Origin of the sequence: Streptomyces globisporus (assembly GCF_003501885.1) — a bacterium.
Taxonomy (GTDB): Bacteria; Actinomycetota; Actinomycetes; order Streptomycetales; family Streptomycetaceae; genus Streptomyces; species Streptomyces globisporus_D.
In genome coordinates this window covers 107,699-114,051 of record NZ_QWFA01000036.1, presented here as the reverse complement: position 1 = coordinate 114,051, position 6,353 = coordinate 107,699, and the positions used below count along the sequence as shown (strand labels likewise).

Genomic DNA, 6,353 nt, shown 5'->3' with positions numbered 1-6,353 from the left:
GGCCGGGGGCAGCGCCATGACCTGGGTCGAGTCCGCGGGGACGGGCGCGGGGACGTCGGGGGCGTTGATGACGTCGTTGAGCAACGCCCGCGCCCCGGCGTCGTCGAGGCGCTGTTCGGGGTCGCGGGCGAGCAGCCCGTAGATGACCTCGGTGAGCGGACCGGCGTTCTTCGGCGGGTCGAGCGGTTCGGTCATCACGGCCGTGAGCGTGGCGATGGCCGAGCCCTTGTCGTACGGCGGGCAGCCCTCGACGCTCGCGTACAGCAGGCCGCCGAGCGACCACAGGTCTGCGGGCGGACCGGGCTTGTGGCCGCGGGCCCGCTCCGGCGAGATGTACGAGGGGGCGCCGACGAGCATGCCGGTGGAGGTGACCGACGGGTCGCCCTCGACCTGGGCGATGCCGAAGTCGGTGAGGACGACGCGCCCGTCCTCGGCGATCAGCACGTTGGACGGCTTCACGTCGCGGTGCAGGATGCCCTCGCGGTGCGCCGAGCGCAGGACGTCGAGGATGGCGAGCCCGACCTCGGCGGCCCGCTTCGGCGTCAGCGTGCCGTCCTCGCGGATCGCCTCGGCGAGCGACTTGCCCTCGATCAGCTCCATGACGATCCACGGACGGTCGTCCTCGTCGACCACGTCGTAGACGGTCACGGCGCTGTTGTTGCGGATCCGTGCGATCGCCTTGGCCTCACGCAGGGTGCGCGTGATCAGCCGGCGCTTCTCGTCCTCGTCGATCGCCGAGGGGAACCGCAGTTCCTTCACGGCGACCGTGCGGCCGAGCGTCTCGTCGTCGGCGCGCCAGACCGTACCCATGCCGCCCCTGCCGAGCACTCCCCCGAGCCGGTAGCGCCCCGCGAGGAGACGACCGTTCTTGTCCCCTTGGGGCTCCCGTGCCTGCTCCGCCTCCGACATGCGTCCCCTCTGCGATCAACCCGCCCTGGCAGAGCGTTCATTGTCCCTCACCCCGGGACCGGTCCTGGTGCCGGGTCCGGGTCCGCCGCGCCGCGGCCCGCGGAGGGAATCTCCCACAGCCTCCTACCAACCGGGCCTCCCCGTCCAGGCCGGACCGGCCCGCCGCGCCGCCCCACCGGGCAGGCGGGCCCCAACTGCCCCGGAGGCAACAGGCGGTGGCCGCCGTCCGGGGCTCTGCGGGCACTCCCTAGATCGGCACGATGTCCGGTGCGCCGAGCCGGGCCGCGTCCGCCGTGAGGTCGTCGGGCTGCCGCTGCGACTCCCGCTCGGCCTCCACCCGCTTCTCGTAGTGCTCGACCTCCCGGTCGATCCGCCCCTGGTCCCAGCCCAGCACCGGCGCGATCAGCTCCGCGCAGAGCCGGGCGCTGCGGGTGCCCCGGTCGAAGGTCTCGATGGAGATCCGGGTGCGCCGGGTCAGCACGTCGTCCAGATGGCGGGCGCCCTCGTGGGAGGCGGCGTAGACGATCTCGGCGCGGAGATAGTCGTCGGCGGCGGGCAGCGGTTCGCCCAGGACGGGGTCGGCGAGGATGAGTTCCAGAATTTCCTCGGTCATTGAGCCGTACCGGTTGAGCAGATGCTCCACCCGGGCGACATGGAGTCCGGTCCGGGCCGCGATCCGGGCGCGGGCGTTCCACAGGGCCTTGTACCCCTCGGCCCCCAGCAGCGGGGTGTCCTCGGTGACGCAGGCGGCGACCCGCTGGTCGAGCCCGTGCACCGCCTCGTCCACGGCGTCCTTGGCCATGACCCGGTACGTCGTGTACTTGCCGCCCGCCACGACGACCAGGCCGGGGGCGGGGTGAGCCACCGTGTGCTCGCGCGACAGCTTGCTGGTGGCGTCGGACTCGCCGGCCAGCAACGGGCGCAGACCGGCGTAGACGCCTTGGACGTCGTCCCTGGTCAGCGGGGTGTTCAGAACGGAGTTGACGTGCTGGAGGAGATAGTCGATATCGGCGCTGGAGGCGGCCGGGTGGGCCTTGTCCAGGTCCCAGTCGGTGTCCGTGGTGCCGATGATCCAGTGCCGGCCCCAGGGGATGACGAAGAGGACGGACTTCTCGGTGCGCAGGATGAGGCCGGTGGAGGAGTGGATGCGGTCCTTGGGGACGACCAGGTGGATGCCCTTGGAGGCCCGGACGTGAAACTGTCCGCGCTCGCCGATGAGCCCCTGGGTGTCGTCGGTCCACACACCGGTCGCGTTGACCACCTGCTTGGCCCGGACCTCGTACTCCGTGCCGCTCTCGACGTCCCGGACGAGCGCGCCGACGACCCGCTCGCCCTCGCGGAGGAAGCCGACGACCCGGGCCTGGTTGGCCACGTGGGCGCCGTAGGACGCGGCGGTGCGCACCAGGTCGGTGACGAAACGGGCGTCGTCCATCTGGGCGTCGTAGTACTGGAGGGCGCCGACCAGGGCGTCCTTCTTCAGCGCGGGGGCGACCCGCAGGGCGTGCTTGCGGGAGAGGTGGCGGTGGACGGGGAGGCCGCGTCCGTGGCCGGAGGAGACCGACATCGCGTCGTACAGCGCGACGCCGGAGCCGGCGTAGAGGCGCTCCCAGCCCTTGTGCTGCAAGGGGTAGAGGAAGGGCACGGGCTTCACCAGGTGCGGGGCGAGCCGTTCCAGGAGCAGTCCGCGCTCCTTGAGCGCCTCCCGGACCAGGGCGAAGTCGAGCATCTCCAGATAGCGCAGGCCGCCGTGGATCAGCTTGCTCGACCTGCTCGATGTGCCGGACGCCCAGTCGCGCGCCTCGACCAGGCCGGTCGTCAGGCCTCTGGTGGCTGCGTCCAGCGCCGTGCCCGCGCCGACCACGCCCGCCCCCACGACCAGCACGTCCAGTTCGCGCTCGGCCATGGCGGCGAGCGCGAGGGTGCGCTCGGCGGGTCCCAGTGTCGCTGTCCTCACTGCTGCCTCCCGGTGGATCGGGGTGGACGGACACGGGAGTGCCACCCGGCCGAGGGGCCGGCCGCCCGTGCCCACCTCTCGATTCTGTCCGCGCTCCCCGAGTTCAGCCACCGCCTGCGGACAACACCCCGGTGACCGGAGCGACACAATGCGACATATAGGTCATATTTACGCCTAGTCTGACATTGCGCTGTCCACAGCAGTTGCGATCTTCGCTCTCCGCACTTAGGGGGTCTTCCTGTATGCCCGCAGACCTCGCCGTCATCGGACTCGGTCACCTCGGCCTGCCGCTCGCCCAGGCCGCCGTGACCGCCGGAATCGACACCGTCGGCTACGACCCCGATCCCCGCCCGTACGCGGAGCTGAGAGCGGGCCGGAGCCCCGTCGAGGGCGCCCTCACCGCCTCCGAGGTCCGCCGTATGCTCTCGGGCGGCTTCCGGCCCACCACCGACGCCGCCGAGCTGGGCCGGGTCCGTACCGCCGTGATCTGCTCCCCCACCCCGCTCGGCCCCGACCGCACCGTCGACCTCACCGCGCTCGGCGACGCCGCCCGCGCCCTGGCCTCCCGGCTGCGCCCGCACACCACCGTGCTGCTGGAGTCCGCCGTACCGCCGGGCACCACCGAGACCTTCCTGCGCCCCCTGCTCGAAGAGGGCTCCGGGCTGGTCGCCGGACGCGACTTCCACCTCACCTGCTCCCCCGGCCGGCTCGACCCCGGCAACCGCACCCGCACCCTGGCCAACACGCCGAAGGTCATCGGCGGCCTCACTCCCGCCTGCACCGAGTCGGCCGCCGCCTTCTACGGACGGCTCACCGACAAGGTCGTGCGGGCCCGCGGACCGCGCGAGGCGGAGATGACGAAGGTCCTGGAGACCAACTTCCGGCACGTCAACATCGCGCTGGTCAACGAGATGGCGGTGCTCTGCCACGACCTCGGCGTCGACTTCTGGGACGTCATCCGGTGCGCCGAGACCAAGCCGTTCGGCTTCCAGCCCTTCCGCCCGGGCCCCGGCGTCGGCGGGCACGGCGTCCCGGTCGACCCGGGCTGCCCGCCCCACGGCGGCCGCACCTCGGGGCACCCGCTGCGGATGGTCTCGCTGGCCCAGGAGATCAACGACCGGATGCCCAGCTACGTCATCCAGCGCTGCGCCACCCTCCTGAACGAGCACGGCAAGTCCGTCCGGGGCGCCCGCGTCCTGCTGCTCGGCGTCACCTACAAACCGGACACCGCGGACCAGGAGGCCGCGCCCGCCCGGGAGATCGCCACCCGGCTGATGGACATGGGCGCCCAGATCGGCTACCACGACCCGCACGTCCTGGACTGGCGGGTACGCGAACGCCCCGTCCCGCGCGCCGACTCGCTGTACGAGGCGGCGGCCGCCGCCGACCTGACCGTACTGCTCCAGCAGCACCGCACCTACGACCTCCAGGGCCTCGCGGTCAAGGCCCAACTGCTCCTGGACACCCGGGGGGCAACTCCGGCGGGGGCCGCACACCGGCTCTGAGCGCGCACGCCCACGAGGTGACGGACCGTCGAAAGATAGTCAGTGACCGAAAGCAAGGGGTGCTGCTACTCTGCGGCGTCACAGAGCGCACACACGTGCGTATTCCGCGCAGCAGTGCGCAGCCGCCCCAGGGGGAGTCCCACCGTGAGTCAGCCCGTGCAGCCGCCGAACCAGCCCCAGCAGCCCTTCGGCGGTCAGCCCGTCGACGGCAACCCCTACGCCGGCCAGCCGGGTCAGCCCGCCCCCGCCGCCCCGACCGGCAACCCGTACGGCCAGCAGCCCCCGGCCCCGACCGGCAACCCGTTCGCGGGCCAGCAGCCAGGCCAGGGCGCCCCGTTCGGCGGCGGCGCACCCTTCGCCCCGGCTCCCCCGGCCCGCAACAACGTCCTGCTCGGTGTGGCCGTCGCGCTCGGCGCGGCGATCGTCGCGGGCATCCTGTACGGCGTGATCGCGGGCTCCATCGAGCGCGAGGTCGGCTACGCCGCGGTCGGCGTCGGCTTCCTGGTCGGCTTCGCGGCGAGCAAGGTCGGCGGCTCCAACCCGGCGGTCATCGCCGCCTCGGCCGTCTTCTCGATCGGCGCCGTCTACGTCGGCCAGCTCGTCGGCATCTCGATGATCCTCGCCGACGTGGCGCAGATCCCGTTCTCCGAGGTCGTCGGCGACCACTTCGACGCGGTGACCAAGGCCTGGTCGCAAGAGGCCGACTTCATGACGTACCTCTTCCTCGGCCTCGGCGCGGTCGCCGCCGTCGGTGGCGCGAAGAAGGCCGGCTGACACCCCGCAGGACATACGGAAGGGCCCGGACCGCTGAGCGGTCCGGGCCCTTCCGGTACGGGGGGCGTGTCAGCGGCGGTGCTGCGAGTCCGCCACCGTCACCTCGACGCGCTGGAACTCCTTGAGGTCGCTGTAGCCGGTGGTGGCCATCGCGCGGCGCAGGGCGCCGAAGATGTTCATCGAGCCGTCCGGAGTGTGCGAGGGGCCGGTGAGGACCTCCTCCGTCGTCCCGACCGAGCCGAGGTCGACCAGCTTGCCGCGCGGCACGTCCTCGTGGACGGCCTCCATGCCCCAGTGGCGGCCGCGGCCCGGCGCGTCGGTGGCACGGGCCAGCGGAGAGCCCATCATCACGGCGTCGGCGCCGCAGGCGATGGCCTTCGGCAGGTCGCCGGACCAGCCGACACCACCGTCGGCGATGACGTGCACGTACCGGCCGCCGGACTCGTCCATGTAGTCGCGGCGGGCGCCCGCGACGTCCGCGACTGCGGTGGCCATCGGGACCTGGATGCCGAAGACGTTGCGCGTGGTGTGCGCGGCGCCGCCGCCGAATCCGACGAGGACGCCGGCCGCGCCGGTCCGCATCAGGTGCAGGGCGGCGGTGTACGTGGCGCAGCCGCCGACGATGACCGGGACGTCCAGCTCGTAGATGAACTGCTTCAGGTTCAGCGGCTCGGCCGCGCCGGAGACATGCTCGGCGGAGACCGTCGTACCGCGGATGACGAAGATGTCGACGCCCGCGTCGACGACCGCCTTGGAGAACTGCGCGGTGCGCTGCGGGGAGAGCGCGGCGGCGGTGACGACACCGGAGTCGCGCACCTCCTTGATGCGCTGCCCGATCAGCTCCTCCTGGATCGGCGCGGAGTAGATCTCCTGGAGCCGCCGGGTCGCGGACTCGACCGGCATCTCGGCGATCTCGTCGAGCAGCGGCTGCGGGTCGGCGTGCCGGGTCCAGAGCCCTTCCAGGTTGAGGACGCCCAGGCCGCCCATCTCGCCGATGCGGATGGCGTGCTGCGGGGAGACCACGGAGTCCATGGGAGCGGCCAGGAACGGCAGCTCGAAGCGGTAGGCGTCGATCTGCCAGGCGATCGAGACCTCCTTCGGGTCCCGGGTGCGGCGGCTCGGAACGACAGCGATGTCGTCGAATGCGTAAGCCCGGCGGCCGCGCTTGCCGCGCCCGATCTCGATCTCAGTCACGATGTGTGGCCTTTCCC

5 protein-coding genes are annotated in these 6,353 nt (G+C 72.3%); 2 read left to right on the top strand and 3 right to left on the bottom strand.

The annotated features are described in order from the left end of the window. The coding region (locus D3105_RS09325) for a serine/threonine-protein kinase (protein WP_133305676.1) at window positions 1-909 on the bottom strand (909 nt) is incomplete at its 3' end. 247 nt (window positions 910-1,156) lie between these two features. Next, a complete protein-coding gene (locus D3105_RS09320; RefSeq protein WP_118901969.1) occupies window positions 1,157-2,863 on the bottom strand; it encodes a glycerol-3-phosphate dehydrogenase/oxidase in 1,707 nt (568 codons plus the stop codon). A 242-nt stretch (window positions 2,864-3,105) separates the two neighbouring features. Here D3105_RS09320 and D3105_RS09315 point away from each other — a divergent pair, with 242 nt between their 5' ends. After that, on the top strand, window positions 3,106-4,368 hold the full coding sequence (locus D3105_RS09315; RefSeq protein ID WP_118901966.1) for a nucleotide sugar dehydrogenase: 1,263 nt from the start codon (window positions 3,106-3,108) through the stop codon (window positions 4,366-4,368). Window positions 4,369-4,512: 144 nt separating this feature from the next. After that, window positions 4,513-5,142 (top strand): hypothetical protein, encoded by a 630-nt coding sequence (locus tag D3105_RS09310; RefSeq protein WP_240646848.1) that lies wholly within the window; start codon window positions 4,513-4,515, stop codon window positions 5,140-5,142. A gap of 69 nt (window positions 5,143-5,211) precedes the next feature. Here the strand turns inward: D3105_RS09310 and D3105_RS09305 are convergent, their stop codons facing one another. After that, window positions 5,212-6,336, bottom strand: a complete 1,125-nt coding sequence (locus tag D3105_RS09305) for a GuaB3 family IMP dehydrogenase-related protein (RefSeq protein WP_010071835.1) — start codon at window positions 6,334-6,336, stop codon at window positions 5,212-5,214. Window positions 6,337-6,353: the final 17 nt, after the last annotated feature.

Excerpts from the sequence above, each read along its gene's own strand:
- D3105_RS09315 (WP_118901966.1), top strand. The coding sequence starts at position 3,106 with ATGCCCGCAGACCTCGCCGTCATCGGACTCGGTCACCTCGGCCTGCCG.